Below are 24046 nucleotides of genomic sequence, written 5' to 3'. Positions count from 1 at the left end.
TCATCATGAACAACATCGTTCGTCCCGCGCTCGTGCTCTTCGCGCTGCTGGGCGCCCTTACCGGCCTGGTCTACCCGCTGGCCGTAACCGGCGCCGCCAAGGCGCTGTTTCCCTCGCAGGCGGCGGGCAGCCTGGTCGTGCAGGGCGGAACCGCAGTGGGCTCCAGCCTCATCGGCCAGAACTTCAGCGATCCGAAGCACTTCTGGGGCCGGCCCTCGGCCACCGCGCCGCAGCCTTACAACGCGAGCGCTTCGGGCGGCTCGAACCTCGGCCCGCTCAATCCGGCGCTGGCCGATGCGGTCAAGGCCCGTGTCGAAGCGCTTCGCGCCGCGGACCCGGGCAACACCGCGCCGGTGCCGGTCGATTTGGTCACGGCTTCGGCCAGCGGGCTCGATCAGGACATCAGCCCCGCCGCAGCGCGCTACCAGGCGGCCCGCGTCGCGCGCGTGCGCGGGGTGCCGGTCGAACAGATCAATGCGCTGATCGAAAAGAACACGCAAAGCGCACTTTGGGGCGTGCTCGGTGAATCACGCGTCAACGTTCTCGCACTGAATCTCGCGCTCGATGCTTCGGTGCGCTGAGGAGAAAAACCATGGCCTATGCCGCTTACCGTGAACACCCCGGCACGTTGCGAATGCATGCGCCCGTGACCGCCACGGGCTCGTTCTACGTCCTCGACGTCACCATCTGCTGCGCCGACGCGCTGCGCGTGCGCCGCAGCGTCTCGGGTTGCCCCGATGCGGGCGTGGTGCGCTGCGAGCCGTTGCTGCACGCCCTCTGCTCGCAAGAGAGCGATGCGCCGTGCGTGCGTCTGATGATCCGCCTGCCCATCGCGAGCTACGCCGAGGTGCTGCACCGCCTGATCGAGTGCGTGCCCTCGGGCGAGATCGGCCGGCTCGTGAGCTGGCGCGAGCACCTGGCCCGCTGCGGGCTGCGCGATGGTCACTGACCTCTTCCACGTGGTGCTGGCGCTCGCGGCGCTCTTCATTCCGCTGGGCTTTGCCTGGTGGGTGCTCTCGCGCACGGCGCGGCGGCATGAGGCCAGGCGCCGCAAGCGCGGCCCGATGCGCTAACCTGCGCAGCCATTCCACGCTATCCATGCTCGACACCCGCCCCGACCCCGACGCCCTGCTTGCGCAACTGCGCAACGACGAGGCGCGCGCGCAACGGGGCAAGCTGCGCATCTATTTCGGCGCCAGCGCGGGCGTGGGAAAGACCTGGGCCATGCTGAGCGCCGCCCAGCGCGAGCGCGCCGCGGGCCGCGACGTGCTCATCGGCGTGGTCGAAACCCATGGCCGCAGCGAAACCGCCGCGCTGCTCGCGGGGCTCGACACCCTGCCCCTGCGCGAGCTGGACTACCGCGGCCGCACATTGGCCGAGTTCGATCTCGACGCGGCGCTGGCGCGCAAGCCCGCCGTGCTGCTGGTCGACGAGCTGGCCCACACCAATGCGCCGGGATCGCGCCACGCCAAGCGCTGGCAAGACGTGCAGGAACTGCTGGCCGCGGGCATCGAGGTGTGGTCGGCCCTCAACGTGCAGCACCTGGAGAGCCTCAACGGCACCGTCGGCGCGATCACCGGCGTGCGCGTGCATGAGACCGTGCCCGACACCGTGCTCGACGAGGCCGACGAGGTGGTGCTGGTCGATGTCACGCCCGACGAACTCACGGCGCGGCTCGCGGCCGGCAAGGTGTACCTGCCGCAGCAGGCGGAGCGCGCCGCGCAGAATTTCTTTCGCAAGGGCAACCTGATCGCGCTGCGCGAGATTGCGCTGCGCCGCACGGCGGAGCACGTGGAAGACGATGTGCGCGGCTGGCGGGTCGAGCAGTCCGGCGCGGCCGGCCGCAATGGAAAAGATGGAAATGGCGGCGCGCTGCAGGCCTGGAACACCTCGGGCGCGATCCTCGCGTGCGTCGGTCCGGACGAAGGCGCGGCGCAGACGGTGCGCACCGCGGCGCGGCTTGCGGGCCAGCTCAACGTGCGCTGGCACGCGGCCTACGTCGAGACGCCGCGGCTGCAGCGCCTGGCCGCTGAAGAGCGCGACCGCATCCTTGCGGTGCTCAAGCTGGCCGAGGAACTGGGCGCGGCCACCGCGGTGCTCACGGGCTCCGATGTGGCCGAGCAACTCTCCGAGCAGGCCCGCAGGCTCAACTGCGCCACGCTGGTGATGGGGCGTTCGAAGCCCGCGAGCGGATGGCGCCGCTGGTGGCCCGCCGCGCCAGTGCCGCTGCCGCGCGCACTGGCGCAGCATGCACCCGCTCTCGACATCCTGGAGGTCGGCCGCGTCGACAGCGCGCGCCGCCTCGCACGCACGCCGCTCAACACGCCGCGTGCCGACGAAGGAGATCACGAAAAAGCGCCCATCCACTGGCCCGGCTATGCCTGGGCCACGGCCACCAGCGTGGCGCTCACGCTGGCCTGTACGCCGCTGGCCGGCGTCCTCGAACTCGCGAACATCGTGATGCTGTTCCTGCTGGGCGTGGTCGGTGTGGCCATGCGCTTCGGACGCGGGCCTTCGGCGCTGGCGGCGCTGCTCAACGTCGCGGCCTTCGATTATTTCTTCGTGCCGCCGCAGCTCTCGTTTGCGGTAAGCGATGTGCAATACGTGTTGACCTTCGCGATCATGCTGGGCGTCGGGTTGCTGGTGGGGCAGCTCACGGCCGGCCTGCGATTTGCGGCGGGCGTATCGACCAGCCGCGAACGGCGTGCGCGCTCGCTGTTCGAACTCACGCGCGAGCTCTCGGCAGCGCTGGAGAGCACGCAGGTCGTCACGCTCGGTGCCGCCGCCGTGCAGGGCCACTTCGGCGGCCATGCGCTGGTGCTGGTGACGGACTCGGCCGACCAGCTTGTGCTGCCGAAGGAGCCGCCCGAGGACTTCGATGCGCAGGTGGCCGACTGGGCCTTTCGCCACGGCCAGCCCGCGGGCCTTGCGACCGCCACGCTGGCGGCACAGCCGTGGCACTACGTGCCGCTGCAGGCGCCGATGCGCGTGCGCGGCGTGCTGGCGCTGTCGCCCGCCCAGCCGCGCTGGCTGCTGATTCCGGAACAGGCGCAGCAGCTCGAAACGCTGGCGCGGCAGATCGCGATTGCGCTGGAGCGCGTGCACTACGTCGAAGTGGCGCAGCAGGCCGTGGTCGAGATGGAGTCGGAGCGTTTGCGCAATGCCCTGCTCGGCGCGATCTCGCACGACGTGCGCACGCCGCTCACCGCGTTGATCGCGCTGGCCGAATCTCTGCAGACGCTGCCGCCCGAAGAACACGGCAACGCGGCGCGCGCCATCGTCGCGCAGGCGCACGAGTTGCATGCGCTGGTCAACAACCTGCTGGACATGGCGCGGCTCGAAAGCGGCATTGCGGGCGGTGCGGTGAACCTGCGGCGCGACTGGCAATCGGTCGAGGAAGTCGTGGGCTCGTCGATCCGCGCGGCGCGCACGTCGCTGGGCGATACCGTCGTGCAGACCGCGCTCGCTGCCGACCTGCCGCTGGTCGAATTCGATGCGGTGCTGATCGAGCGCGTGCTCGTCAACCTGCTGGAGAACGCCACCAAATACGGCGCCCCGCCCATCGTGGTGGGCGCGCGCCGAGCCCGGAACGCTGGTGCTCACGGTGCGCGACCACGGCCCCGGCCTGCCCGCGACGTTGCTGGGCCGTGAGCAGAAACTGTTCGACAAGTTCACGCGCGGAGAGGCCGAATCGGCCACGCCGGGTGTCGGGCTGGGCCTGGCGATCTGCCGCGCGGTGGTGAGTGCGCACGGCGGTGAGATCACGGCGGCCAATGCGCTGGGCGGCGGTGCAGAATTCACCGTTAGCCTGCCACGCCGCGAGCCGCCCGAACCGGCCGAAGCCCAACTCTGAAGCCATGCCATCCCCCACCGCCATCGTGATCGAAGACGAGCCGCAGATCCGCCGCTTTGTGCGCGGCGCGCTCGAGGCCGAGGGCTGGGTGGTGCACGAGGCCGGTACGCTGCGCGATGGCCTCGCGGCAGCCGGCACGCGGCAACCTGACCTGCTGGTGCTGGACCTCGGCCTGCCTGATGGCGACGGCGTGTCGTTGATTCGCGATGTGCGTGGCTGGTCTGCGGTGCCGATCATCGTGCTTTCCGCGCGCAGCGACGAGGCCGACAAGATCGCCGCGCTCGATGCCGGCGCCGACGATTACCTGACCAAGCCCTTCGGCACCGGTGAGCTTCTGGCGCGCGTGCGCGCCAATCTGCGCCGCCCGCGCGCAGCCAACGGCGACGATACGGCGGAAGCACTGTTCCGTTTCGGGGAGGTCGAGCTGGACCGCGCCGCGCGCATCGTGCGCCGCGCCGGCGCCGAGGTGCACCTGACGCCGACCGAGTACCGGCTGCTCTCCGTGCTCGTCGCGAACGCCGGCCGCGTGCTCACGCAACGCCAGTTGCTGCGCGAAGTGTGGGGCCCGTCGCATACGGACCAGAGCCATTACCTGCGCATCTACATGGGGCATCTGCGGCAGAAACTCGAGGCCGATCCGGCGCAGCCTCGGCATTTGTTGACGGAGACTGCGGTGGGGTATCGGTTGGTGGTTTAGCCGAGGGGCGCCGCGCTTTGTCGAAGGCACAGTGCCCTCACCTAGCCCTCTCCCAGAGGGAGAGGGGACAAGACCGAATGCACGCGTCGAGGCTGCGCGTTGTTCCCTCTCCCCTTGGGAGAGGGTTAGGGTGAGGGCCGCGGCATCCACGTCACCGCTGACCGCAAGAAGAAATCAGGCAGCGACACCCTTGTTCGGGTTCAGCAAGAACTTCTCCCCCGTCGCCTGCTTGCCGTACACCCCAATGGCATCCAGCTGAAGCGCCTCGAACAAAGAAACCTCCCGCGTGTACCGGCTCGCGAACGTCGTCTTCAACTCCGCGACCACCCGCGCCTTCAAACGCTGCACCCCCTCGTCCCCAAGCTTCTGCAAGAACGGAAACAGCAGCCACCCGCCCATGCCCCACGCCATGCCGAAGTTGCGCACAAACTCCGTCGGCGAGCGGTCGAGGCCGCCGTAGATGTAGACCTGCTTGTGCGTGGTCGAACCATAGCGGCTGTATTCCTTTGCGGTGCGGTTCAGCGCCGCCTCCATGCAACCGAGGATCTGCCCTGCGAGCTTGCCGCCGCCGGTGGCGTCGAAGGCCAGCGTGGCGCCTGTTTCGACCAGGGCCTGCGTCAGGTCTTCAAGAAAGGTGGGCGAGCTTGCGTTGCACACGTACTTGGCGCCGATGCCGCGCAGCAGCGCCTCCTGTTCGGGCTTGCGCACGATATTGACCAGGTCGATGCCGTCCTTCTGGCAGATCTTGTTGAGCATCTGCCCCAGGTTGGATGCGGCGGCCGTGTGCACCAGCGCCTTGTGGCCCTCGCGCCGCATCGTCTCGACCATGCCGAGCGAGGTGAGCGGGTTCACGAAGCACGATGCGCCTTCGGCCGGCGCGGTGCCCGCGGGAAGCTCGAGGCACTGGGCGGCCGCCACGGCGCGGTATTGCGAATACATGGCGCCGCCGATGGCGGCCACCGTCTTGCCGAGCAGCGCCTGCGCCGCAGCCGACGAACCGGCTTTCACCACCACGCCGGCGCCTTCGTTGCCGACCGACATCGACTGGTCCAGCCGCCCGGCCATCATGGGCATGCCGCGCTCGGGCACGGTGGCCGTGACGACCGGACGTTCGGGCGTGCCGGAGACCTTGGCGGTGCTCATGTCGGCCGCGCCGAACAGCAGCCCCAGGTCCGACGGGTTCATGGGCGACGCCTCGACGCGGATCACCACTTCGTGCGCCTGCGGTTCGGGCACCGGATCGTCGTGCAGCGAGAGTTCGAGTTCGCCGTTCGCGCGGATGAGCGAGCGCAGTTGCAGTGCCATGAAGAACCCCTTGCGACCCCGAAGAAGGGTCTGTTCGAAGGTGGCTCCAAGGCCACGGGGCGGCCAGTATAGGAGCGGCCCGCGAAGTCTGCAGGCGCCTTCAGGACACCACGGGAATCACCGGGGCGTGGTCCAGCGCATGGCGCATCTTCTCCGGATCGAGCCGGTCGATGTAGCGCGGAATGTTGCGCCACAGCGTGTGATACCCGTAGCCGCCGCGCAGCATCTCGAGCCGCGCGCTCTCCTTGTCCCAGCCTTGCACCGCCATGCGATAGACCGCCGCCACCACGCCGGTGCGGTCGGCGCCGTGCATGCAGTGGATCAGCACCGGGCCCTGCTTTTCGGCCTCTCGAATGGCGACCAGCGCGCGCAGCACCTTGGTGTCGTCGATGGACCAGGTGTTGATCGGCACGCGCACCAGCCGGATGCCGCTGCCCGCGAACACCTTCCGGTCGTCGTTGAAGGAGCGCAGGCTCACGATGGTGCGAATGCCCAGGGCCTTCAGCGCCGCCACGTTGGCGATGCGCGGCTGCGCGCTGCGGTAAAGCGTGGGCGTGATGCGGTGCAGGTTTTCGACCTGGAGCGTGTCGAGCGGATCGGCCCAGTGCCCGGGCCGCGGCACGGCTTGCGCCGCGGCGTTGTCGTCGCGGTCTTTGCGTTTCGCGCGCCTTATGCTCATTTCGCGCGCCGCCAGTGCCGGGTTACCAGGATCAGCAGGGCCACCGCCAGGCCGCCCCAGTAGTCGACCGGCGCGCCCCAGACCCAGTGCTTGTGCCAGAACGCATCGACCGGATTGAAGCGTGCCCAGCCGAAGGCCGGGTTGATGATGAACCACAGGAAGTCTTCGCAGACCCAGAAGACGATCAGGCCCGCAACGGCCAAGCCCACGTCGCGCCAGGTCCAGCGGCCGTTGAAGGCCAAGGGCGCAAAGAACACCAGCGCCATGAAGGTGAACACCCAGGCGTGATAGCCGGTCATCGCACGGCCGCCCCAGAAAATGTCGAGCCAGATGTTGTTCTCGATGCGCCAGGTGGGCAGCGACGTCGCCCAGCCCGCGCCGCCTTCGATCTGGATCTCGGCATTCGCAAAGAAGAAAGCCATCACGACCACCCAGGCCAGGTAGCCGATGGTGCGGGCCACGCCCGTTTTCTCCGTGGCGCCGTTCATGCTGCTTCACCCAAGACGCGCTGCAGCACCGTGGCCGCCGCGCGCGGCTTGCCGAGCGCGCGGCTGCGGCGGGCCATGTCGGCCAGCTTGGCGGGGTCGGCCATCAGGCGCGCCACCTTGTAGTCGAGGCCGATCGCGTCGTAGGCGAGCCAGGCCGCGCCTTCTTCCATGAGAAAGCCGGCGTTGTGCTCTTCCTGGCCCGGAATCGGCGATATCAGCAGCATCGGCTTGCCGAGCGCGAGGCACTCCGACACCGTGAGACCGCCCGGCTTGGTCACCACCAGGTTGGCTGCGGCCATGAGCTTGTGCATTTCGTTCGTGAAGCCGATCGGCACCACGCGGCCGGGGTGGCGCACGGCCACCGCCTGCAGCCTGGTGTGCGCCTCGGCGTTGCGGCCCGCCACGGCAATGACCTGGAAGCCGCTGTCGCCGCCGAGCGAAAGCACGCGTTCGACCATGCTCGGCAGGTCGCCGACGCCCGCGCCACCCGAGGCCATCAGCAACACGGGCCGCGCGGGGTCGAGGCCGAGCGCCGCGGCGCAGGCATCGCGCGCGAGGGCCGGTGCATCGGGCTCGGAGAAAGCCGGCATCACCGGAATGCCCGTCACATGGATGCGTTCGGCCGGAATGCCGCGCGCCCGGAGCCTGAAGGCCACTTCTTCCGTCGCGGCCAGGTAGCCCGCCATGCCCGGCACCAGCCACATGTTGTGCAGGTCGTAGTCGGTGATCTGCAGCCACACCGGAAAGTCGATGCGTCCGCGGTTGCGCTCGCGCATCAGCAGCTCGGCCGGCAGAAAGTGGGTGCAGATCACGGCGTCGGGCTTTTCGCGGCGGATCTCGCGCACCAGGGCGCCGGTGCTCAGCCGCTCGATGCCGCGGCGCAGCCGCTGCGAAGGCGCGTGGTGCGGCGTGGCGTCGGCGCGCTGGTGCAGGTAAGACCAAAGCTCCGGTGCGCGGTTTACGAGCTGGATGTACCAGTCGGTGTACACCTTCCGAAAACCGCCGGCCACATGGGCCATGGCATCGATGTGGACCGCCGTGTGCGGCGGGGCCGATTGCATGGCGGCTTCGAGGGCTTGCGCTGCGCGCACATGGCCGTTGCCGGCGCTCACACTGAGGATCAGGATTTTTGTCATTCGGGTCCGGGGCCGTCGGCGGGCCATTGGCGCGCATTATCCCCATGCAATGCGACACATACCGCCGACACCGACCATGGGCGAAAATGCGGGCATGACTGACGCTCCCGCCGCACCTGTACGCCTCAACAAACGCATGGCCGAGCTCGGTCTCTGCTCGCGCCGCGAGGCCGACGAGTGGATTGCCAACGGCTGGGTGAAGGTGAACGGCAAGCCGGCCGAAATGGGCGTGAAGGTCACGCCGTCCGACCGCATCGAGGTGGACAAGGCCGCCAAGGGCCAGCAGGCGAACCAGGTCACCATCCTGATCAACAAGCCCATCGGCTACGTGAGCGGCCAGGCCGAGGACGGGCACGAGCCGGCAGTGACGCTCTTCACGCCGCAGAACCGCTGGGCCGAAGACAACGCGCGCTTCTTCTTCAGCCCCCAGCAGTTGCGCGGCCTTGCGCCTTGCGGCCGGCTCGACATCGACTCGATCGGCCTCCTGGTCATGACCCAGGACGGACGCATCGCGCGCCAGCTCATCGGCGAAGACTCGGTGATGGAGAAGGAATACCTGGTGCGCGTGGCCTACCACGGCCTGGGCCAGCCCGCGCCCACCGGGCAGTTGGTGCGCATGGACGACGACGATCCCGTCACGACCAACGTGCAGGCGGTTTTTCCGCCCGCCATGCTCGCCAAGCTGCGCCACGGCCTGAGCCTGGACGGCCAGCCGCTCAAGCCGGCGCGCGTCGAATGGCAGAACCCCGAGCAGCTGCGCTTTGTGCTCACCGAGGGCAAGAAACGCCAGATCCGCCGCATGTGCGAGCTGGTCGGCCTGAAGGTGGTGGGCCTGAAGCGCGTGCGCATCGGCAAGGTGATGCTCGGCAACCTGCCCGTGGGGCAGTGGCGCTACCTCGGCCCGCACGAGAAGTTCTGAGTTCTTGCCCATGGCCGTGGTGCTGAGCCAGCGCGCGCTGAACCGGGCCACCCTGGCGCGGCAGATGCTGCTGGAGCGGCGCAAGGCGACGGTCACGCAGGCCATCGAAAAGCTGGCGGGGCTGCAGGCGCAGGCGCCGAACCCGCCTTACATCGGCCTGTGGAGCCGGCTCGAGGGCTTTCGGCGCGAACAGCTGACCGAGGCGCTGAAGAAGCGGCGCATCGTGCGCATGTCGACGATGCGCGCGACCCTGCACCTGATGGCCGCATCCGACGCGCTGGCCTGGCGGCCGCTGCTCGAGCCGGTGCATCAGCGCGGATTGCGGGGCAGCAGCCACGCGCGGGCGCTCGAAGGCATCGACCACGCGGCCGTGGTGAAGGCCGGGTTGGCGTTGCTGCGCGAAGGCCCGCTTGCCAGTGCCGAACTCGGGCAGGCGCTCGCGCTGCAATGGAAAGACCGTGAGCCCGCTTCGCTCGCAGCACTCATCCGCAACAACGTACCGCTGGTGCACCTGCCTCCCGCGGGCAACTGGAACTCGCACCAGAGCGCACAACTGCAGTCCATCGCAGAGTGGCTCGGCGAATCCGCCGCCGACGTGGCGCCCGCCACGCAGGACGACCTGCTGCTGCGCTACCTGGCGGCCTTCGGCCCCGCCACGCTCGCCGATGCGGGTGCATGGTCGGGCCTCACGGGCTGGAAGGCCGTGGCCGAGCGCTTGGGGCCACAGTTGCGCGTGTTCACCGGCGATGAGGGACAGGAATTGTTCGACTTGCCCCGCGCGCCGCGGCCTGACCCCGACACGCCCGCGCCGCCGCGCCTGGTCGCCGAATGGGACAACCTGCTGCTCTCGCATGCCGACCGCAGCCGCGTGATGAGCGAGGAGTACCGTGCCCGGGTGTTCACCGTCAACGGCATCGTTCGCGGCACGGTGCTGCTCGACGGCTTCGTTGCAGGCATCTGGAAAATCGAGCGTGCGAAAAACACGGCCACCGCGGTGCTGGAGCCCTTCACGCGCTGGTCGAAGGCCGACCGGCTCGGCGCGCAGGAAGAGGCCATGCGCCTGCTGGCCTTTGCAGCGGACGGCGAGGGCGAGCGGCACGACGTGCGCGTGCTGTGAGCCTTTGCCAGTGCAGCGTTGACAGGCCCTAAGACTCGCCTAAGACTCCGCCCCTACGCTGCGCCACGGCGCAAGGCACTGCCGCTCATCCCGACACGCTGCTGCCTTGCCGCCCAAGGAGTCGACACGATGCGTGTGCTGCTGGTGGAAGACGACGAGATGATCGGGCGCAGCCTGAAGCAGGCGCTCGAGGGCGCGGGCTGGTCGGCCGACTGGGTGCGCGACGGCGAACTGGCGCAAAGCGCGCTCGGCGATGGCGGCTACACCTGCGTGCTGCTCGACCTGGGGCTGCCCCGGCAGGACGGCACCGAGGTGCTGCGGCGCGCACGCGAACGCGGCGACGCCACGCCGGTGCTGGTGCTCACCGCGCGCGACGGGCTCGACGACCGCATCCACAGCCTCGACCTTGGCGCGGACGACTACCTGCGCAAGCCCTTCGAATTCCGCGAGCTGCTCGCGCGCATGCGGGCGGTGGTGCGCCGGCGCGACGGCGCCGCGCATTCGCTGATCGGCGGCAACGCGATGCAGCTGGACCTGACCACGCGCGAGGTGGTGATCCACGGCACGCGCGAGGCGCTCACGGCGCGCGAATTTGCACTGTTGCACGCACTGCTGGAGCGGCCCGGCGCCATCCTCTCGCGCGAGCAGCTCGAGAACCGTATCTACGGCTGGGGCGAGGAAGTGACCAGCAACGCCATCGACGTGCTGATCCACGGCATGCGCCGCAAGCTCGGCGCCGAATCGATCCGCAACGTGCGCGGGTTGGGATGGCGCGTCGTCGCATGAGCGCTGCGCCGGGCCGCCCCAAGCAAGCTCGCGCCGGAGTGCGAAGCACGGAGGTACTCCGATGAGCGCAATGCCGGGCCGCTGGTGGCGTCCGCGCTCGCTGCGCTCGCAGTTGCTGTTCTGGCTCATTACGCTGCACGTGGCGGCGGCGGCGCTCACGGCGTGGTTCACCTTCGTCGCGTATGGCGACCTGGTTCACAACGCGCTCGACGAGCAGATGCGGCTCGTTGCCGATTCCCATGCGGGCACCGATCCGCCCCGCGCGCCTCGCCCGCTCGACGGCGAAGCCGCCTTTGCACGCGGCGCCTTCGTGGTGCAGATATGGAGCGCCGATGGCCGCACGCTGCTTGCGAGTTCGTGGCCGCCGCTGGCTGCGGTGCCCTTGCAGCCGCGACCGGGCTTCAGCGATGTGAGCACCGGCGCGCACACGCATTCGCGCTGGCGCGTGTTCACCGCCGACCCCGGACCGCGCGCCGACCAGCCGCGCGTGCAGGTGCTGCAGAACGAGGACTACCGGCGGCGCCGGGCACTGCGCCGCGCGCTGCTCGAAGGCCTGCCCATCGCGCTGCTGCTGCCGCTCGCCTTGCTGATCCTGTGGCTCATTGTGTCGGCGGCCTCGCGGTCGCTGCGGGCGGTGGCGCGCGACGTGGCCTCGCAGGACGAGCGCAGCCTCACCGATCTTTCGCTGGCGCGCGTGCCGGACGAGATCGCGCCGCTGGTACAGGCCTTCAACCACCTGCTGTCGCGCGTGCGCAATGCCTTTGCCACGCAGCGCCGCTTCGTGCAGGACGCAGCCCACGAACTGCGCACGCCCATGGCCGCCATCGGCCTGCAGATCGAGAACCTGCGCGCGCATGTGCCTGCGGGCGAAGCCACCGAGCGCTTCAACCAGCTCGAAGCCGGCGTCACGCGCGCGCAGCACCTGATCGAACAGCTGCTGAGCCTCTCGCGGCAAGACGCACCGGGCCGCCCCATGCCGGGCGAGCCGGTCGACATCGAAGCCCTGCTGCGCGAAAGCGTAAGCCAGCTGATGGTGCTGGCCGACGCGCGGCGCGTGGACATCGGCTTCGAGGGATCGATTGCGCCCGTGGTGCACGCACCGGCCGCCGAGTTGCGCAGCGTGTTCGACAACCTGCTCGACAACGCACTGCGCTATGCGCCCGAAGGCGGCGTGGTCGATGTGCGGCTGCACGAAGTAGGCGGCCATGCCGTGGTCGACGTGCTGGACAACGGGCCGGGCATTCCCGAAGCATCGATCGGCCGCGTGTTCGACCGCTTCTTTCGCGTGCCGGGCTCACCTGCGGGCGGCAGCGGGCTGGGGCTCGCCATTGCGCGCACGGCGGCCGAGCGGCACGGCTTGCGCATCGAGCTGTGCAACCGCGCCGAAGCGGAAGGGGGTGGCTCGGGACTGATGGCGCGGGTGCATCTTCCGCCGCCGACGGCGCCGCTCATTGCCAGCTAATTCATTGCTCAGGGCCAGCTCAGTCCGGCTGCCTAGAGTGCGTTCAGGCCTTGCCACGCGCAGTTCGCGCGATGGCACGCGGCCGGGGACAACCGCCATTCAGGAGCACACACCATGCGCACTTCCTTCAAGCTTCTTGCCCTTGGTTCCTTTGCCGCGTTTGCGGCGCTGGGTGCCGTTCATGCGTCGGCCGAGACGACCGACGGCTCGGACTACCACCCGCTGCAGATGAATTCGCCCGAGAACCCCGACGTGCTTGCGGGTGCAATGGCTGCCGCGCGGCCCGGCGGCACCGAGTCCATCGGCCAGTCGACCAGCGCGCCGGCCATGAACTCGACGATCCCGGTGTCCGATGTGGAGGCCGGCGCGTACGCGGCATCGCACGCGAGCGGGACCGAATCGATCGGCCAGTCGACCTCGCTGCCGCTGGTGCAGTCGGCCAGCGGCAGCTGACCGAAGATCAGTCGTCGTTGTTGCTGAGCAGCGCGCGGTAGATCACCGCGCCGATGATCGCGCCCACGATGGGTGCGAGCCAGAACAGCCACAACTCCGACACTGCATACGAGGGGCCGAACAGCGCCGGGCCGGTGCTGCGCGCCGGGTTGACCGAGGTGTTGGTCACCGGAATGGAGATCAGGTGAATCAGCGTGAGGCACAGGCCGATGGCCAGGCCCGCGAAGCCACCGGCTGCGCGCTTGGCGGTGGAGCCGAGGATCACGATCAGGAACACCGCGGTCAGCACCACTTCGCACACCAGCGCGGCAGTCATGCCGTATTTGCCGGGCGAGTGCTCGCCGAAGCCGTTGGTGGCAAAGCCGCCTATGTCTGCGCCGGGCTTGCCCGTGGCAATCAGGTAGAGCACGCCGGCCGCTGCAATGGCGCCCAGCACTTGCGCAACGATGTAGCCCGCGAGCTGCGAAGCCTTGAAGCGGCCCGCGGCCGCGAGGCCGATCGAGACGGCGGGGTTGAAGTGGCCGCCCGAGATGGGGCCGAGCGCATAGGCGCCGGTCACCACCGTGAGGCCGAACGCCAGCGAAACGCCCAGAAAGCCGATGCCAAGGCCCGGAAAGGCCGCGGCCAGAACAGCGCTACCGCAGCCGCCGAACGTGAGCCAAAAAGTACCAATGAACTCGGCCGACCACTTTTTGTAGGTGCTATGTTCCATGTTGTTCCATCCTGAAGTTGTTAGAAAAATGCGTGGCCTGGGCCATGGCGCGGGCGGATTCTAGGAATGGAAACAACGAGCGTCACGCATGTTGTTGCATCTATCGGAACCTGTTCACAAATCGGCGATCTTTTGTTTCTGACACGCGTTCCGCAACAGGCTAACGAGGCGTCTCAGAGCGTGACCACGATCTTTCCGAAGGCGCCGCGTGCGAGGTGGTCGAGCGCATCGGGCAATGCATCGAACGCGTAGCGCGCCGCAATCACGGGCTTGAGCGCGTTCACGTCGACGGCGCGCACCAGGTCTTCGAGCGCACGGCGATGGCCCACGCCAATGCCTTGCACCGTGACGCGGCCGAGCACCATGGCATAGAACGAAGCGCTCAGCGTTTCGCCGCCGAGCATGCCGATGATCGATACGCGCCCGCCTTGCGCAGCGGCCTGCAGCGAACGATCGAGGTTCGGCCCGCCCGAGAGCTCGAGCACATGGTCGGCGCCGCGGCCTTGCGTGAGGCGACGCACTTCGGCGGGCCAGTCGCTGTCGCGCATCAGCACGTGGGTGGCGCCGAGTGCAAGGGTCTGCGCGCGCTTGTCTTCGCTGCCCGAGATCACGATGGTGCGCGCGCCATGCAGCCGCGCAATCTGCAAACCGAACAGCGCCACGCCGCCCGTGCCATGGATCAGCACGGTCTGGCCGGGCCGCAGCGCCCCCGTTTCGGCCAGGGCGAACCAGGCGGTGAGGCCGGCGCAGGGGAGCGTGCTCGCTTCGGCAAAGTCCAGTGTGGCCGGCGCGGCCACGGCCCAGGCAGCGTCGAGGAGAACGTGCGAAGCGAGCATGCCCGGTCCGGGCCCGCCGGCCAATACCGCATCGGCCGTCCACTGGCCGTCGATCCATCCGCCCCAGAAGGTGTTGACCACGCGATCGCCAACGGCAAACCGGCGCACGTCCGCGCCCGCGGCCACTACGGTGCCGGCCATGTCGGAGGCGGGCGTGAAAGGCATGTCGAAATTCATGCCCATGCCGTCGCGCACCATCAGAAGGTCGCGGTAGTTGAGCGACACCGCGCCCACCCGCACGAGGATCTGGCCCGGCCCCGGCGTGGGAGCGGCCGCTCGACCTGTTCGAGGTGCTTGTTGCCAAAAGAAGAGAGTTGCCAGCGGCGAAGCGCTTGAGGTTCCTGCATGAAAAGACTCCACGTCAAACAAAGAGTTGTTCATGCTATTGGTGAGTCGATCTATCCAGTGGTGGATAATTTTCAACTCGATGGCGCCTGAAAATCTCCAATGAGTCAACGTCTCCAGGGCATAGAAGAATTTGTCGCGGCCGTCGAGGCCGGCAGTTTTGCGCTTGCGGCGCAGCGGCTGCACGTCACGCGCTCGGCGGTGGCCAAGAGCATCGCGCGGCTCGAGGCGCGGCTGGGCACGCGGCTCTTTTTGCGCACCACGCGCAGCCAGAGCCTCACCGAAGAAGGCCACGGCTACTACGAGCGCTGCCGCCGCGCGCTGGCCGAGCTCGACGCCGCCGAGGCCATGGCCGATGCCGCGCGCTGCACCGCGACAGGGCTGGTGCGCCTCAGCATGCCCGCGATGCTCGGCCGCCTGAAGGTCGGGCCGCTGCTGCTTGCGCTCGCGCGCCGGCATCCGGGGCTTTCGCTGGAGCTTTCATTCAACGACCGGCGCGTGGACCTGGTCGAGGAGGGCCTCGACCTTGCCATTCGCAGCGGCGGGCTGCCCGACACCGCCGACCTGGTGGCCCGGCCGGTCGGCATGCAGTGGATGGTGCTGTGCGCCGCGCCCGCCTATCTGGCGGCGCACGAACGCCCGGCAAGCGTGACCGAGCTGACCGCTCCGTCGTCGCACGAGGCGGTGTTCTATGCCCGCGACGGGCATATCTGGCCCTGGCGCTTTCACGATGCCGAAGGCCGGCTTGTCGAGGTGGTGCTGCCTTCGCGGTTGCGCTGCGACAGTGCCGAGGTGCTGCTCGAAGCCGCCATTGGCGGCATGGGCCTGTCGCGGCTGCCGGCCTGGCTGGCCGCCGAGGCGCTGGCCGCGGGAACGCTGGTGCGGGTGTTCGAGGAGCCGCAGCCTTTCGGCTTCGAGCTCAACGTCATCCGCCACAAAAGCCGCTACCTGCCGCACAAGACGCGGGTGGTGATCGACTGGCTCGCGGAGCATCTGCCGCCGCTGCTGGCGGCCCGCTGAGCGGCTTTGCCCGCTATCCTGCGGCTTTGTTGCCATTCCATTTCATTTGCCGGAGAACGCATGCGCCCTTTTGCCATCAGGAACGTCGCGGCCCTAGCCGCATGCGCGGGGTACCTGGCCTTGTTTACGACGGGCGCGGCGGCGCAGGGCACGGTGAACGCCCTCTGCAGCACCGACGCGGGCTGGTGCGAGGCGGCCGCCGCGGCCTTCACGCGCGAGACCGGCATCAAGGTGCAGCAGGCGCACAAGGGCACCGGAGAAATCGGCGCCCAGCTGCGCGCCGAAGCGGCCAACCCCAAGACCGACATCTGGTGGGGCGGCACGGGCGACCCATTCCTGCAGGCCGCCGAACAAGGCCTGCTCGAAGCCTACCGCCCGGCCTACATCAACGACCTGCACGACTGGGCGGTGCGCCAATACGCCATGTCGCAGAACATGGTGGGCGGCTTCTATACCAGCGCCATCGGCTTCGGCTTCAACACCGACCTGCTCAAGAAAAAGAAGCTGAGCGAGCCCAAGTGCTGGTCCGACCTGGTCAAGCCCGAATACAGGGGCGAGATCGAAATTTCGCACCCGGCCTCCAGCGGCACGGCCTACACCATCATCGCGGGCCTGGTGCAGCAGATGGGCGAGGACGCGGCCTTCGACTACCTGAAGAAGTTGCACCGCAACGTGACCAGCTACACCCGCAGCGGCCAGGCGCAGGCGCCCAACGTGGCCAAGGGCGAGGTGGCGGTCGGCGTGAGCTTCATCTTCGGCTTCGAGCGCTGGCGGTACGACAAATTTCCGGTAAAAACCGCCGCGCCCTGCGAAGGCACGGGCTACGAGGTAGGCGGCATCGCGCTGGTCAAGGGCGCCCGCAACAAGGAGAATGCCAAGCGCTACTACGACTGGCTCATGAGCCCGGTCGGACAGGCGATCGGCGGGCAGGTCGGCAGCCTGCAGTCGCCGGCCAACAAGACCTTCAAGCCCGACGCGCGCATTCCGTCGATGAGCGACGTGAAGCTCATCAAGTACGACTTCGAGAAATACGGCAAGGCCGCCGAGCGAAAGCGGCTCATCGACCGCTGGACCCGCGAAGTGGAATCCCAACTCAGGTAAAGCCTGCGCGGGGGCTTCACGCGGCCGCAAGAAATGCGGCCTATTGTTTTTTGGGGCGCCAGCCCCAACTCGCAGAGTTGGCGGGTCGGGCGTGCGGTCAAGGCTGTCCGGCTTAGAATTTTTTGGTTTCGATATTTCTTCTTTCCCATGGCTGATTCTTCCAATACGAAACTACCGTTCCAGGCTGAAGTCGCGCAACTGCTGCATCTCGTCACGCATGCGCTGTACTCCAACAAGGAAATCTTCCTGCGCGAGCTGATCTCGAACGCATCGGACGCCTGCGACAAGCTGCGCTTCGAGGCCATCGACCACCCCGAGCTGTACGAAGACCAGCCCAATCTGGACGTGCGCCTTTCGTTCGACAAGGCCGCGCGCACCATCACCATCACCGACAAGGGCATCGGCCTGTCGCGCCAGGAAGCCATCGACAACCTCGGCACCATCGCAAAAAGTGGTACCAAGGACTTCATGAGCAAGCTCAGCGGCGACCAGAAGGCCGACGCACAGCTCATCGGCCAGTTCGGCGTGGGCTTCTATTCGGGCTTCATCGTGGCCGACAAGATCACGGTCGAATCGCGCCGCGCCGGCCTGCCGCCGGAGCAGGGCGTGCGCTGGGTGAGCGGCGGCGCGGGCGACTTCGAAGTGGCCGACATCACGCGTGCCGAGCGCGGCACCAGCATCACGCTGCACCTGCGCGACGACGCCGACGAATACCTCAATGCCTGGAAGCTCAAGCAGATCGTCGGCAAGTATTCCGACCATATCTCGCTGCCCATCCTCATGGAAAAAGAGGAGTGGAAGGAAGGCGAGAACGATCAGCCCGGCGACATGGTCAAGACCGGCGAATGGGAAACGGTCAACAAGGCCAACGCCCTGTGGAGCCGCAACAAGAAGGACATCACGCCCGAGCAGTACGAAGAGTTCTACAAGACCATCAGCCACGACTACGAGGCGCCCCTCGCCTGGAGCCACAACCGCGTGGAGGGCAGCACCGAGTACACGCAGCTGCTCTACATCCCCGCGAAGGCGCCGTTCGACCTGTGGAACCGCGAAAAGAGCGCGGGCGTCAAGCTGTACGTGAAGCGCGTCTTCATCATGGACGACGCCGAGGCGCTGCTGCCGAGCTACCTGCGCTTCGTGAAGGGCGTGATCGACTCGTCCGACCTGCCGCTCAACGTGAGCCGCGAACTGCTGCAGGAAAGCCGCGACGTGAAGGCCATTCGCGAGGGCAGCACCAAGCGCGTGCTCGGCATGCTCGAAGACCTGGCCAAGAAGCAGAAGACCGGGCCGGAAAGCGGCGAGGGCAAGATCGACGTGGGGTCCGGCGAATCGGTGCCCGCGCCCGAGCCGACCGAAGCGGTGACCGACGTGGTCGACAAGAACGCGCCCACGGCCGCCGAAACCGCTGCTGCCGCGGCGGACGAATCGGGCAAGTACGCCAAGTTCTATGCCGAGTTTGGTGCCGTGCTGAAAGAAGGCCTGGGCGAAGACTTCGGCAACCGCGACCGCATTGCCAAGCTGCTGCGCTTTGCCTCGACCACGAGCGACACGGTGAGCGTGAGCTTTGCCGACTACAAGGCCCGCATGAAGGAAGGCCAGGACGCGATCTACTACATCACGGCCGACACGCTCGCCGCCGCCAAGAACAGTCCGCAGCTCGAGGTCTTCAAGAAGAAGGGCATCGAGGTGCTGCTCATGACCGACCGCGTGGACGAGTGGGCGCTCAACTACCTGACCGAGTTCGACGGCACGCCGCTGCAGAGCGTGGCCAAGGGCGCGGTCGATCTCGGCAAGCTGCAGGACGAGGCGGAGAAGAAGGCCGCCGAGGAAGCCGCCGAAACCTTCAAGCCGATGCTCGAGAAGCTCAAGGAAGCGCTCAAGGACAAGGCCGGCGACGTGCGCGTGACCACGCGCTTGGTCGATTCGCCCGCCTGCCTGGTGGTGCAGGATGGCGGCATGAGCACGCAGCTTGCGCGCATGCTCAAGCAGGCCGGCCAGCCCGCGCCCGACCTGAAGCCCGTGCTCGAAGTCAACGCCGAGCACGCGCTGGTGAAGAAGCTCGACGGCTCCGAGCACTTCGACGATCTGGCAAACATTCTGTTCGACCAGGCCCTTCTGGCCGAAGGCGGCCTGCCGGCCGATCCCGCGGCCTACGTGAGGCGCGTGAACGCGCTGCTGGTGTGAACGCCCGGCCGCGCATCGTTCGGGCAGGGGCCGCCGTTGCGGCGGCGGTGCTGCTGGTTTCGATGAGCGGCTGTTCGCACTACCGCATCGGCATTCCGCTGGTGCCCGGGCTCTCGCTCGGCCTGGGTGCCACCAAGGACGGCAATTTCTCGGTCGGGCTCAACACCGGCTGGGGCCCGCTCGGCGCGGGCGTGGCGGTCAACAACTCGGGCGTGGTGGCCGGTTCGGCCGGCGTGGGTGTGGGCGTCGGCGTGGGGCCGATCGGCACCGGCGTGGGCGTGAGCAAGAGCGTGGTGCTGCACGATCCCAATGCCGTGAAGCCCGCGCCTGCGCTCGCCACGGCCACCGCCGCAGCGGCTCCTGCGCCCGCCGCGCCCGTGGCGGCATCCAACGCGCCGGTCACCATCACCAAAGGCGGGGTGACCAGGCCGGCCGTGGCGGCCACACCTGCGGCAATGCCGCAGCCTGCGGCCGTGCGCGTCTCCTATCGCCAGCCCGCTTTGGCCTCCGCTGCCGAGCCGGCTGGCGGGCTGGGCACGCCGGGCAATCCCGTCGCTCCTTGAATGTCCCTCGACTCGTGTGGTGCCGCGGCGCCGGCGCGAAGTCGATCTTGGTTGCCGCCTGACTGAACGGAGATCGCTTTCTTGGAACTCAAGCAATGGCGGTGCTTCGTCACGCTCGCGGAGATCGGCAACATCCGTCGCGCCGCCTCGCTGCTCGCCGTTTCGCAGCCTGCGCTCAGCGTGCGCATCCAGCGGCTTGAAGAAGAGCTCGGCTTCGCGCTCTTCGATCGCCAGGCCCGCGGCGTTCGCCTCACCGAGCAGGGCGCCCGCCTGTTGCCGCACGCCAAGCGCCTGCTGTCGCGTGCCGCCGAAACCGACGAGGCCGCGCGCGCCATCGGACGCGGCGCTTTCGACCGGCTGGAGATCGGCGTCACCCCCATTGCGGCCCTGTCCTTCTTTCCCGATGCGATGCGCGTCTTCTCGGCCGCGTACCCGGGCGTGGTGCTGGCGCTCACCGAGGGCCTGTCCGACGAGCTCGAGGAGGCCGTGGCGCACCGCAGGCTCGACCTTGCCGTGGTGCATCCGCCCTCTTCGCGCGACGACCTGGTGGTGCGCGAAGTGGCGCGTGACCGTTTCGTCGCCGTGGTGCCTGCCACGCATCGGCTGGCAGGCGCCGAGCGCATCGAGGCGGCCGACCTGCGGCACGAGACGCTGGTCGGCGTGCGGCGCGAAGTCGGCCCCGTGGTGTTCGACCGCATCGCCAGCTATTTCTCGCGTGCCGGCATCACGGCGCGGGTCAACCAGTGCGCCACCTCGTCGATCTCGCTCGTGGGGCTGGTGGCGGCCGGTGCCGGCATCGGCCTGGTGGTGGAGTCGCTCGCCTGCATCGCGCGGCCCGACATCCGCTTCGTGCCGCTGTCGGACGAACCGCCGAGCCTTGGCTATGCAATGTGCCACCGCTCCGATCTGCCGGGCGAATTGCAGAGCGCCTTTCTGCATGCCTTCAATGCGCCGAAGGCGGCGCAGGCGCGCGGCCGGTTCTGCCATGAGCCCGCAACCTTCGCGGCTGCAAGCCGGAGGACGGCTCAGGCGTACAGCGGTTCTTCGGCCATCTGCTCGCACTGCTCCTGCAGCACCAGAATCTGGCCCTTCCAGTAGTCGCTGGAGCCGAACCACGGAAAGTTGATCGGAAAGATCGGGTCTTCCCAGCGGCGCGCGAGCCAGGCGCTGTAGTGAATGAGCCGCAGCGTGCGCAGCGGTTCGATCAGTGCGAGTTCGCGGCGGTCGAATTCGCGGAACTGTTCGTAGCCATCGAGCAGGCCCGACAACTGCGAGGTGCGCTGCGCGCGGTCGCCCGAAAGCAGCATCCACAGGTCTTGCACGGCGAAGCCGGTGCGCGCGTCGTCCAGGTCGACGAAGTGCGGGCCGCCACCGGGCCGGTCGGTGGGTGTCCACAAGATGTTGCCGGGATGCACGTCGCCGTGCAGGCGCAGCTTGCGCGGCTGGAAGTCCGAGGCCGGCGCATTCACCGAGAGCGCGGTCGCGCCGATCATGTCCAGCGCCTCGTTGCAGGCCGCTTCCCATTCGCGCTGCACGTCGAGCGGCACCTTGTTGTTGGCCAGCAGCCAGTCTCGCGAGGCAATGCCGAAGGTCTGCAGGTCGAGCGCGGGGCGGGCCTCGAAGGGCTTGGCGCTGCCGACGGTGTGGATGCGCGCCAGGAAGCGGCCGACCCATTCGAGCACCTCGAAGTCGTCGAGCTCGGGCGCACGGCCGCCACGGTATGGGCTCACGCTGAAGGCGAAGCCGCCGTGGTGGTGCAGCGTGGTGCCGTCGAAGGCCAGCGGCGGCACCGCGGGCACCTCGCCCTGGGCCAGTTCGAGCGAGAAGGCGTGCTCTTCCAGAATCTCGGCCTCGCTCCAGCGTTCGGGCCGGTAAAACTTGACGACGACGGCCGGATACGGATTCGGGTCTTCCAGGTACACCTGGTAGACGCGGTTTTCATAGGAGTTGAGGCCGGTGAGCCGGCCGTCGCCGTGCAGGCCGAGCGTCGCGAGCGCGTCGAGCACCACGTCGGGCGTGAGGCTCTCGTAGGGATGGGTGTTGGCGGGCGCTGCGGGGAAGGGGTCATGCAGCGATTGTCGCTACCCCCGCGCCGGCGCCGTTAAAGCCCGCCGGGTTGTTTGTAAAGCGAAAGGATATGGCCGGTGCGCGGGTCGCCCTTGCCGGCCAGCACCTGCGCATAGGCCGCCTGCACGGCCTCGCCGCCGTGGTGGTGCTCGGCGCGCAGCCACGGGTTCTTTGCGTCGCTCACCGTGGACAGAAAGCTGCGCCAGGCGGACACCATGCGCCGGCCGAATTCGTCCGCACCCCACTCGGCGGTGCGCTTCTTGATTTGTGCAGGCGCAAAGAACAAGGTGGCGCGCGGGCCCGGCAGGTCCTTGCCGGCGCCCTTGGACGAGAGCTGCTCCACGTGCGTGCCGCCAATCGAGCAGCTGTATTTGAGATTGGCAAAACGCGTGTGAATGGCGTTGCGTAGGCCGCCGTTGCCGGCAAAGTCGACGTACACGCAGGGCGTGTCGGCCGCAATGCTGTCGAGCGCGTCGTACGTCACCACGCGGTCGTAGCAGCCCAGGCTTTCGCAAAAAGCCACGTTGGCGTGGGATGTGAGGCCGATCACCTCGATGCCTTCGCGCTGGTGCAACTGAAAGGCGGTGCCGTAGGCTGTCTTGCTCGATGCGCTCGACAGCAGCATGGTGCCGGCGCCGAAGAAGTCGTTGTCGGCCATGAAGTCGTCGATCAGCCACGAGGTGATGAACAGCGGGCGCAGCAGCGCCTGGACGTCTTCCGTGTCGGCGGTGTAGAGCGAGTCTGCGTTGCAGCGGAAATACTGGTTGTAGACCGCGGGCAATGCCGCGCGATGCGCGGCGCCGTCGGCAAAGCGCTCGGGCGACAGACGCTCGGGGCTGAGCACCGCGCTCGACGCCATGGGCCAATAGCCGTAGAGCCGTTCGCCCACCGCCACGCCCGGGTGCAGCGACTGCACCACGCTCGCGAAGCCCCATACCGGAATGCTGCCCCAGCCTTCTTCTCCCGAGGGAAAGAACTGCCAGTAGCTCATCGCATCGCCGAAAGCGGCGTAGGTGATGTTGTTCGACGTGAGCGCAAAGCTGTCGATGCGAACGCGCACCTGGCCGTCGGCCAAAGGCTGGTCGGTGGCGGTGTGCAGCCGCGTGGCGGCGAGTTCGTCCTTGCGGATCAGGAGGCTGGTGGTGCTCATGGGGTCGATCTCCACGGTGCGTTGAAGGGCGTGCGGCCACATTAGCCAAGCTTGATGAAAGGCGCTATCGCGTTTGCATTTTCCGGGTCACCCGTGAGACAACGACGGCCATGAAAAAAGCGCCCCCGCTTGTGGCCGGGACGCTCCTTTTGCACTCAGTGCGGGATCAGGCGATCGTCAGTTCGACGTCGATGTTGCCGCGGGTGGCGTTCGAGTACGGGCAGACCTGGTGAGCCGTGTCGACCAGCTTCTGCTTTTGTTCTGCGTCCAGGCCGGGCAGCGTGATCGCGAGCTGCACCGAAATGCCGTAGGCCGCGCCGCCGTTCGTCGGGCCGAGGGAAACCTTCGAGTCGATGGCCACGTCTTCAGGCACCTTCACGCCGATCTTCGGGCCGACGGCCTTCATGGCGCCGATGAAGCAGGCGGCGTAACCGACCGCGAACAGCTGCTCGGGGTTGGTGCCGGGCTTGCCCGAACCGGGCGAGCTCAGCTTGACGTCGATGGCGCCGTCGCTGGACTTGCCTGCGCCGTCGCGGCCGCCGACGGTGTGGGCTTCAGCGGTGTAGAGAACCTTGTCGAGCTTGGTGGTCATGGTGATTCCTTTGTGGATGAGGGATGGAGGGAACGGTGAAAAGAGCTTCTTTGGATGAAGCGGAAAAAACTCGGAGCGTGCGTGTCAGGCTGCTTTCTTGATGCGGTCGCGCAGGGTCTGGATCTGCTGGGTGAGCGAAATCAGTTCGGGCACCGAACATTGGGCGGCAGCCATCAGGCATTCGGGCACATGGGCTGCGCGGGTCTTGAGCTTGCGGCCGGCGGCAGTCAGGGTGATGTGCACGCGGCGTTCGTCGGCCACATCACGCACCCGGGCCACATGGCCGTTGGCTTCGAGCCGCTTGAGCAGCGGCGTGAGCGTGCCGGAATCGAGCGAAAGGCGTTCGCCGAGCTCGGAGACCGTGGGGCCGTCCTGCTCCCAGAGGGCGAGCATCACGAGGTATTGGGGATAGGTGAGCTGCAGCTTTTCCAGCACCGGCTTGTAGAGCCGGGTCATGGCCAACGAGGCGGAATAGACGGCGAAGCAGAGCTGGTTGTCCAGCTTCAGCATTTCGTCGGCGGGGGCTGTGGTGGAGCGCATGGGTTGAATTGTAGCGAGCAATTGAATTGCGTGCAATGTAA

23 protein-coding genes and 2 pseudogenes are annotated in these 24046 nt (G+C 67.9%); 15 read left to right on the top strand and 10 right to left on the bottom strand.

Translation table 11 applies throughout. The features are described from left to right. Positions 1 to 5 precede the first annotated feature (5 nt). The 5 genes and pseudogenes from kdpC (at position 6) to kdpE (ending at position 4550) form a co-directional block, all read left to right on the top strand. Positions 6 to 581 (top strand): potassium-transporting ATPase subunit KdpC, encoded by a 576-nt coding sequence (kdpC, locus tag M0765_RS07075; RefSeq protein ID WP_258502788.1) that lies wholly within the window; start codon positions 6 to 8, stop codon positions 579 to 581. Positions 582 to 592: 11 nt separating this feature from the next. After that, entirely contained in the window at positions 593 to 949 is a 357-nt protein-coding gene (locus M0765_RS07070) for a hypothetical protein (protein ID WP_258502786.1), read from the top strand. Then, entirely contained in the window at positions 939 to 1073 is a 135-nt protein-coding gene (locus tag M0765_RS07065; RefSeq protein ID WP_258502784.1) for a hypothetical protein, read from the top strand. The genes M0765_RS07070 and M0765_RS07065 overlap by 11 nt, the downstream gene beginning before the upstream one ends. A 25-nt stretch (positions 1074 to 1098) precedes the next feature. After that, positions 1099 to 3853 (top strand): annotated as a pseudogene (locus M0765_RS07060) (DUF4118 domain-containing protein). A 4-nt stretch (positions 3854 to 3857) separates the two neighbouring features. Continuing rightward, positions 3858 to 4550 carry a two-component system response regulator KdpE gene (gene kdpE / locus M0765_RS07055; protein WP_258502783.1) on the top strand — a complete coding sequence of 231 codons (693 nt, stop codon included), beginning with the start codon at positions 3858 to 3860 and terminating at the stop codon, positions 4548 to 4550. Between the two features lie 174 nt (positions 4551 to 4724). Here kdpE and M0765_RS07050 read toward each other — a convergent pair whose 3' ends face one another. The 4 genes from M0765_RS07050 to M0765_RS07035 form a co-directional block, all read right to left on the bottom strand. Further along, positions 4725 to 5855 (bottom strand): zinc-binding dehydrogenase, encoded by a 1131-nt coding sequence (locus M0765_RS07050; protein WP_258502781.1) that lies wholly within the window; start codon positions 5853 to 5855, stop codon positions 4725 to 4727. A 100-nt stretch (positions 5856 to 5955) separates the two neighbouring features. Beyond that, positions 5956 to 6534: a dual specificity protein phosphatase family protein gene (locus M0765_RS07045; protein WP_258502779.1), complete on the bottom strand. Its 579-nt coding sequence runs from the start codon at positions 6532 to 6534 to the stop codon at positions 5956 to 5958. Beyond that, positions 6531 to 7022, bottom strand: a complete 492-nt coding sequence (locus tag M0765_RS07040) for a hypothetical protein (protein ID WP_258502778.1) — start codon at positions 7020 to 7022, stop codon at positions 6531 to 6533. The genes M0765_RS07045 and M0765_RS07040 overlap by 4 nt, the downstream gene beginning before the upstream one ends. Beyond that, entirely contained in the window at positions 7019 to 8158 is a 1140-nt protein-coding gene (locus M0765_RS07035) for an MGDG synthase family glycosyltransferase (RefSeq protein WP_258502776.1), read from the bottom strand. Before M0765_RS07035 ends, M0765_RS07040 begins: the two co-directional genes overlap by 4 nt. Positions 8159 to 8252: 94 nt before the next feature. On the opposite strand from M0765_RS07035, the gene M0765_RS07030 reads away from it, so the two are divergent. The 5 genes from M0765_RS07030 (at position 8253) to M0765_RS07010 (ending at position 12895) form a co-directional block, all read left to right on the top strand. After that, positions 8253 to 9077, top strand: coding sequence for a pseudouridine synthase (locus M0765_RS07030; RefSeq protein ID WP_258502774.1), 825 nt, complete (start codon positions 8253 to 8255; stop codon positions 9075 to 9077). Positions 9078 to 9087: 10 nt separating this feature from the next. Beyond that, entirely contained in the window at positions 9088 to 10194 is a 1107-nt protein-coding gene (locus M0765_RS07025; protein ID WP_258502773.1) for a winged helix DNA-binding domain-containing protein, read from the top strand. Positions 10195 to 10323: 129 nt separating this feature from the next. Beyond that, on the top strand, positions 10324 to 10980 hold the full coding sequence (locus tag M0765_RS07020) for a response regulator (protein ID WP_126750033.1): 657 nt from the start codon (positions 10324 to 10326) through the stop codon (positions 10978 to 10980). Between the two features lie 61 nt (positions 10981 to 11041). Continuing rightward, on the top strand, positions 11042 to 12442 hold the full coding sequence (locus tag M0765_RS07015; RefSeq protein WP_258502772.1) for a sensor histidine kinase: 1401 nt from the start codon (positions 11042 to 11044) through the stop codon (positions 12440 to 12442). A gap of 114 nt (positions 12443 to 12556) precedes the next feature. Beyond that, a complete protein-coding gene (locus M0765_RS07010; RefSeq protein WP_126750035.1) occupies positions 12557 to 12895 on the top strand; it encodes a hypothetical protein in 339 nt (112 codons plus the stop codon). A 7-nt stretch (positions 12896 to 12902) separates the two neighbouring features. On the opposite strand, the gene aqpZ is transcribed toward M0765_RS07010, so the two are convergent. Further along, positions 12903 to 13607 carry an aquaporin Z gene (gene aqpZ, locus M0765_RS07005; protein ID WP_126750036.1) on the bottom strand — a complete coding sequence of 235 codons (705 nt, stop codon included), beginning with the start codon at positions 13605 to 13607 and terminating at the stop codon, positions 12903 to 12905. A 173-nt stretch (positions 13608 to 13780) separates the two neighbouring features. Next, positions 13781 to 14790 (bottom strand): annotated as a pseudogene (locus tag M0765_RS07000) (zinc-dependent alcohol dehydrogenase family protein). Between the two features lie 100 nt (positions 14791 to 14890). Here M0765_RS07000 and M0765_RS06995 point away from each other — a divergent pair. The 5 genes from M0765_RS06995 (at position 14891) to M0765_RS06975 (ending at position 20754) form a co-directional block, all read left to right on the top strand. Next, positions 14891 to 15808, top strand: a complete 918-nt coding sequence (locus M0765_RS06995) for a LysR family transcriptional regulator (RefSeq protein WP_258502770.1) — start codon at positions 14891 to 14893, stop codon at positions 15806 to 15808. Positions 15809 to 15868: 60 nt separating this feature from the next. Continuing rightward, complete coding sequence (locus tag M0765_RS06990; RefSeq protein ID WP_258502769.1) at positions 15869 to 16909, top strand: ABC transporter substrate-binding protein; 1041 nt, start codon at positions 15869 to 15871, stop codon at positions 16907 to 16909. A gap of 147 nt (positions 16910 to 17056) precedes the next feature. Continuing rightward, the gene (gene htpG, locus M0765_RS06985) at positions 17057 to 19093 is read left to right on the top strand and encodes a molecular chaperone HtpG (protein ID WP_258502768.1); all 2037 of its coding nucleotides are present in this window, start codon (positions 17057 to 17059) and stop codon (positions 19091 to 19093) included. After that, the gene (locus M0765_RS06980) at positions 19090 to 19656 is read left to right on the top strand and encodes a hypothetical protein (protein WP_258502766.1); all 567 of its coding nucleotides are present in this window, start codon (positions 19090 to 19092) and stop codon (positions 19654 to 19656) included. Before htpG ends, M0765_RS06980 begins: the two co-directional genes overlap by 4 nt. An 81-nt stretch (positions 19657 to 19737) precedes the next feature. Beyond that, the gene (locus M0765_RS06975; RefSeq protein ID WP_258502765.1) at positions 19738 to 20754 is read left to right on the top strand and encodes a LysR family transcriptional regulator; all 1017 of its coding nucleotides are present in this window, start codon (positions 19738 to 19740) and stop codon (positions 20752 to 20754) included. Here the strand turns inward: M0765_RS06975 and M0765_RS06970 are convergent. The 4 genes from M0765_RS06970 to M0765_RS06955 all read right to left on the bottom strand — a co-directional run bounded on the left by M0765_RS06970 (position 20682) and on the right by M0765_RS06955 (position 24005). Then, the gene (locus tag M0765_RS06970; protein ID WP_258508160.1) at positions 20682 to 21728 is read right to left on the bottom strand and encodes a serine/threonine protein kinase; all 1047 of its coding nucleotides are present in this window, start codon (positions 21726 to 21728) and stop codon (positions 20682 to 20684) included. The two genes, M0765_RS06975 and M0765_RS06970, sit on opposite strands and share 73 nt — an antisense overlap. A gap of 29 nt (positions 21729 to 21757) precedes the next feature. Continuing rightward, complete coding sequence (locus M0765_RS06965) at positions 21758 to 22873, bottom strand: DUF2855 family protein (protein WP_258502763.1); 1116 nt, start codon at positions 22871 to 22873, stop codon at positions 21758 to 21760. Positions 22874 to 23039: 166 nt separating this feature from the next. Continuing rightward, positions 23040 to 23465: an organic hydroperoxide resistance protein gene (locus tag M0765_RS06960; protein WP_126750043.1), complete on the bottom strand. Its 426-nt coding sequence runs from the start codon at positions 23463 to 23465 to the stop codon at positions 23040 to 23042. A gap of 84 nt (positions 23466 to 23549) precedes the next feature. After that, positions 23550 to 24005 carry a MarR family winged helix-turn-helix transcriptional regulator gene (locus M0765_RS06955; protein WP_258502761.1) on the bottom strand — a complete coding sequence of 152 codons (456 nt, stop codon included), beginning with the start codon at positions 24003 to 24005 and terminating at the stop codon, positions 23550 to 23552. Between the last annotated feature and the right edge of the window lie 41 nt (positions 24006 to 24046).

This window comes from Variovorax sp. S12S4 (genome assembly GCF_023195515.1).
Taxonomy (GTDB): Bacteria; Pseudomonadota; Gammaproteobacteria; order Burkholderiales; family Burkholderiaceae_C; genus Variovorax.
The sequence above is the reverse complement of the archived record's forward strand: the minus strand, read 5'-3'. Positions and strand labels throughout refer to the sequence as shown.

Coding starts and splice junctions, on each gene's coding strand:
- M0765_RS07010 (WP_126750035.1), top strand. CDS start 12,557: ATGCGCACTTCCTTCAAGCTTCTTGCCCTTGGTTCCTTTGCCGCGTTT.
- M0765_RS06960 (WP_126750043.1), bottom strand. CDS start 23,465: ATGACCACCAAGCTCGACAAGGTTCTCTACACCGCTGAAGCCCACACC.
- kdpE (WP_258502783.1), top strand. CDS start 3,858: ATGCCATCCCCCACCGCCATCGTGATCGAAGACGAGCCGCAGATCCGC.
- M0765_RS07045 (WP_258502779.1), bottom strand. CDS start 6,534: ATGAGCATAAGGCGCGCGAAACGCAAAGACCGCGACGACAACGCCGCG.
- M0765_RS07020 (WP_126750033.1), top strand. CDS start 10,324: ATGCGTGTGCTGCTGGTGGAAGACGACGAGATGATCGGGCGCAGCCTG.
- M0765_RS07015 (WP_258502772.1), top strand. CDS start 11,042: ATGAGCGCAATGCCGGGCCGCTGGTGGCGTCCGCGCTCGCTGCGCTCG.
- M0765_RS06965 (WP_258502763.1), bottom strand. CDS start 22,873: ATGAGCACCACCAGCCTCCTGATCCGCAAGGACGAACTCGCCGCCACG.
- M0765_RS06990 (WP_258502769.1), top strand. CDS start 15,869: ATGCGCCCTTTTGCCATCAGGAACGTCGCGGCCCTAGCCGCATGCGCG.
- M0765_RS07030 (WP_258502774.1), top strand. CDS start 8,253: ATGACTGACGCTCCCGCCGCACCTGTACGCCTCAACAAACGCATGGCC.
- M0765_RS07035 (WP_258502776.1), bottom strand. CDS start 8,158: ATGACAAAAATCCTGATCCTCAGTGTGAGCGCCGGCAACGGCCATGTG.
- M0765_RS06995 (WP_258502770.1), top strand. CDS start 14,891: ATGAGTCAACGTCTCCAGGGCATAGAAGAATTTGTCGCGGCCGTCGAG.
- M0765_RS07025 (WP_258502773.1), top strand. CDS start 9,088: ATGGCCGTGGTGCTGAGCCAGCGCGCGCTGAACCGGGCCACCCTGGCG.
- htpG (WP_258502768.1), top strand. CDS start 17,057: ATGGCTGATTCTTCCAATACGAAACTACCGTTCCAGGCTGAAGTCGCG.
- aqpZ (WP_126750036.1), bottom strand. CDS start 13,607: ATGGAACATAGCACCTACAAAAAGTGGTCGGCCGAGTTCATTGGTACT.
- M0765_RS07050 (WP_258502781.1), bottom strand. CDS start 5,855: ATGGCACTGCAACTGCGCTCGCTCATCCGCGCGAACGGCGAACTCGAA.
- M0765_RS07070 (WP_258502786.1), top strand. CDS start 593: ATGGCCTATGCCGCTTACCGTGAACACCCCGGCACGTTGCGAATGCAT.
- M0765_RS06955 (WP_258502761.1), bottom strand. CDS start 24,005: ATGCGCTCCACCACAGCCCCCGCCGACGAAATGCTGAAGCTGGACAAC.
- kdpC (WP_258502788.1), top strand. CDS start 6: ATGAACAACATCGTTCGTCCCGCGCTCGTGCTCTTCGCGCTGCTGGGC.
- M0765_RS07040 (WP_258502778.1), bottom strand. CDS start 7,022: ATGAACGGCGCCACGGAGAAAACGGGCGTGGCCCGCACCATCGGCTAC.
- M0765_RS07065 (WP_258502784.1), top strand. CDS start 939: ATGGTCACTGACCTCTTCCACGTGGTGCTGGCGCTCGCGGCGCTCTTC.